This is a genomic window from Streptomyces sp. NPDC054841 (assembly GCF_053611045.1).
Window position 1 is genome coordinate 1 of the sequence record NZ_JBSGZO010000697.1, and the last position, 3,310, is coordinate 3,310.

Genomic DNA, 3,310 nt, shown 5'->3' on the forward strand with positions numbered 1-3,310 from the left:
GAAGTCGTCCGATCCGACGGCGCCGATCATCGACACGTCGCCGCCGGCCCGGGCGGCGGCGACGGCCTGGTTGGCGCCCTTGCCGCCGGGGACCGTACGGAACTCGCGCCCCGTGACGGTCTCTCCGCGCTGCGGGGCCTTCGCGACGTACGCGACGAGGTCCATGTTGGTGCTGCCGAGCACGACGATGCCGCTCATGGGCGCGGGTCCTCCCGGAAGGTGGTGTGGGCCAGGGTGAGGTGGGCGAGCGAGTCGAAGCCGATGCCGTCGAAGTCGCCGACGGTGCTGGCGAGGCGGTTCTTGAGCGGGGCGGTCCAGCGCTCGGGGAGCCGGTTCGGGTGGCCGGCGAGCAGCCCGGCGAGGGAGCCGGCGGTGGCGCCGTTGGAGTCGGTGTCCCAGCCGCCGGACACGACACGGCAGATGGAGCCGGTGAAGTCGCCGTCGGCATGGGTCAGGGCGGCGCAGAGGAGGGCGGTGTTGGGGACGGTGTGCACCCAGTGGTACGAGCCGTAGACGGAGTGCAGACGGTCCACGACGGTATCGAAGCCGGCGTGCGCGGTGGCCGTCCCGATGCCCGAACGGATGGCCGCGGCGAGGCGGGAGCGGGGCGGTACGACGCGGAGGCCGCTGCGCAGGCACTCGTGGACGTCCGCGGTGCCCGTCGCCGCCTCGGCGAGCGCCGCCGCGATGAACATGGCCCCGTACACGCCGTTCGCGGTGTGGGTGAGCACCGCGTCCCGATGGGCCTGCTCGGCGGCGGCGGCCGGGGCGCCGGGGTGGGTCCAGCCGTGGACATCGGCCCGGATCGCGGCGCCGATCCATTCACGGAAGGGGTTGTGGTGGCGGGCGGTGAGCGGGGGCTCGAGACCGGCCAGGAGGTTGCGGTAGGCGATGCGCTCGGCGGTGAAGGTACGTCCGGCGGGGAGTTCGTCCAGCCAGAGCCGTGCGACGTCGGCGGTGCGGAAGGTCCGTCCGTACCGCTCGAGGAGCACCAGGTTGAGGAGGGGGTAGTTGAGGTCGTCGTCCTCGGGCATGCCGTCGATGTTCTCCGCGAGGGAGGTGTTTGCGGAACGGCGGTTCCAGGGATGCGCCCGCAGGAGCTCGGGCGGGACGCCCTTCGCGGTGAACCAGGTGCCGAGGGGCCAGTTTCCGGCGGCGCGGGCGAGTGCACGGAGGGCGTGGAGGGGGAGCTTCTCGACGGGCTTGCCCAGGAGACACCCGGCGGCCCGGCCGAGCCAGGCGGCGTGGAGCCGGTGGAGGAGGGCTTCGCCGCCCACGTCTCGCGGCGAGGAGCCGCCGGGGCCCGGGCGGGGCCAGTCGGTGCACGTCGCCTTGACGGCCCGGAGGTCCGTCGGCTCGCAGTCCGACAAAGGGCTGGGCAGCTCGGCCAGTTCGTCCAGCAGAAGGGTTGCCAGGGTGCGCAGTCGCGGGGACGCGCACGCGGGGGAGGCGCCCGCCGACGGCGGGGCGGGAGCACCGCCCGCCCTCCGCCAGCGGCGGGCGATCTGCGAGGCGTCGCGTCCGTCCTCCTCGGCCTGGCGGAGTTCATGGCCGACCAGGTCCTCGGGCTGGACCCAGGTGAGGCGGAGGTTCATCGGGCGTCCGTCAGCCGGGCGAAGGCCGACTCGTGTGCCCGGCGGCGTTCCTTGTCCCGGGCGAAGACCTCGTACGTGACGTCCGTGAGTGCCCGTGCCGGGGCGTGCAGATCGAGACGGCTGGCCTCCGCGACCGTCTTCACCCAGTCGGGCGGGATCGGCTCCTCGCCGTACAGCGCGCCTGCGATCGCTCCGGACATCGTGGCGATCGAGTCGCAGTCACGGCCGTAGTTGACGGAGCCGAGGACCGTACGGCGGTAGTCGCCCTCGCCGATGAGCAGCATGCCGAGGGCGACGGGCAGTTCCTCGATGGCGTGCAGCCGGGAGGGGCGGCGGGCGCCCAGGGAAGGGGCGCGGTAGTCGGGGCCGACGGTGTCGAAGGGGGCGACGGCCTCGCGCAGCGGGCGCAGGGCGGGTTCGAAGTCGGTGTACCGGCAGGCGACTTCGGCGACCGCCTCGATCGCCGAGTGCGTACCGTCCTTCGCAGCGGCGAGGCAGGCGTCGACGACGCTGGTGGGGGTGGCGCCGGGGGTGCAGGCCGTGGCGACCGCCACGGCGAGCACGCCCGCCGCCTCGCGGCCGTACGAGGACTGGTGGGCGCCCGCGACGTCGAGGGCCTCGGCGTACGCGGCGGCCGGGTTCGCGGCGTTGACCAGGCCGACGGGTGCCATGTACATCGCGGCGCCGCAGTTGACGATGTTTCCGGTGCCCGCCTCGCGCGGGTCGACATGGCCGTAGTGGAGGCGAGCGGCGAGCCACTTCTCGGCGAGGAAGACCCGCTGGAGCGGGAGCGCCTCGGCCTCCAGCTCCGGGATCCAGCGGGGGTTGGAGATCAGGTCGGGGACGAGGTGGTCGGCGACGGCGTAGGCGTCGAGGTGGTCGCGCACGGTCTCGTAGACGCGGACGAGGGCGTGGGTCATCAGGGTGTCGTCGGTGACGTGGCCGTCGCCCTTGTGGTAGGGGGCGATGGGGCGGGCGGTGCGCCAGTCGTCGCCGTGCCACGGGCCGACGATGCCGTGGACGCGGCCGCCGTGCCGTTCCACGATCTGCTCCGGGGTGTACCCCTCGACCGGGCCGCCGAGGGCGTCGCCGACCGCCGCGCCGACGAGGCAGCCCGTGATCCGGTCGCCGAGTGTCGTGACCGTCGGGAGCGCTGAGAGTGTCATGCCGGAATTGTCCACCCGGGGTGGGTGCGGGCGGGGAAGGCTCAGTCGGGGATTCCTGTCAGGATTCGTATCCGGATTCGCAGGGGCTCCGCGTCGGGATCCGTGTCGTGTTGCGTGTCGTGTTGCGTGTCGGGTCCGTGTCTCGGTCCGTGTCTCGATCCCGGTCCGACGGGGGCGAGTTACGGGCGCACGGTGTGGGCGAGGAGACCGGCGAGTTCCACGAGATCGGTGCCGGCGAGGCGGGGGAGGGCGCAGCCGGCGAGGGTGCGGCAGGCGTCGCGCCAGGCGGCGGGTACGGCCGCGCCGCCGCCGAGCGCGCCGGTCAGCGCCCCGGCGAGGGCGGGTGCGGAGTCGGCGACGCGGGACAGGCACGCGGCGGCGGGGATCGCGCCGCTCACCTCGCCGCGGGCGGCGGTGGCGAGGGCGAGAGCGACGGGAACGGTCTCGGCGGCGGCGATGCCGTAGCTGTAGACGTGGTCGACGATCTGATGCTCCAGGAGGGGGACGAGGGAGAAGGCGTCGGCTCCGCTGTGGACGCAGTCCCTGGCG

Annotated in this window: 4 protein-coding genes; all 4 read right to left on the bottom strand. The window is 73.9% G+C overall.

Annotated elements, in window-relative coordinates; translation table 11 throughout:
- A partial coding sequence (locus ACWGI8_RS41885) for a PfkB family carbohydrate kinase (protein WP_453668704.1) occupies positions 1-198 on the bottom strand: 198 nt, incomplete at its 3' end.
- Positions 195-1,595, bottom strand: a complete 1,401-nt coding sequence (locus ACWGI8_RS41890; protein ID WP_453668705.1) for an ADP-ribosylglycohydrolase family protein — start codon at positions 1,593-1,595, stop codon at positions 195-197. The genes ACWGI8_RS41885 and ACWGI8_RS41890, both read right to left, overlap by 4 nt.
- Positions 1,592-2,761, bottom strand: a complete 1,170-nt coding sequence (locus ACWGI8_RS41895; RefSeq protein ID WP_453668706.1) for an ADP-ribosylglycohydrolase family protein — start codon at positions 2,759-2,761, stop codon at positions 1,592-1,594. The genes ACWGI8_RS41890 and ACWGI8_RS41895 overlap by 4 nt, the downstream gene beginning before the upstream one ends.
- A 179-nt stretch (positions 2,762-2,940) precedes the next feature.
- The coding region (locus ACWGI8_RS41900; RefSeq protein ID WP_453668707.1) for an ADP-ribosylglycohydrolase family protein at positions 2,941-3,310 on the bottom strand (370 nt) is incomplete at its 5' end.

What these genes read in the sequence shown, in the direction of transcription:
- ACWGI8_RS41890 (WP_453668705.1), bottom strand. Translation starts at nt 1,595, where the DNA reads ATGAACCTCCGCCTCACCTGGGTCCAGCCCGAGGACCTGGTCGGCCAT.
- ACWGI8_RS41895 (WP_453668706.1), bottom strand. Translation starts at nt 2,761, where the DNA reads ATGACACTCTCAGCGCTCCCGACGGTCACGACACTCGGCGACCGGATC.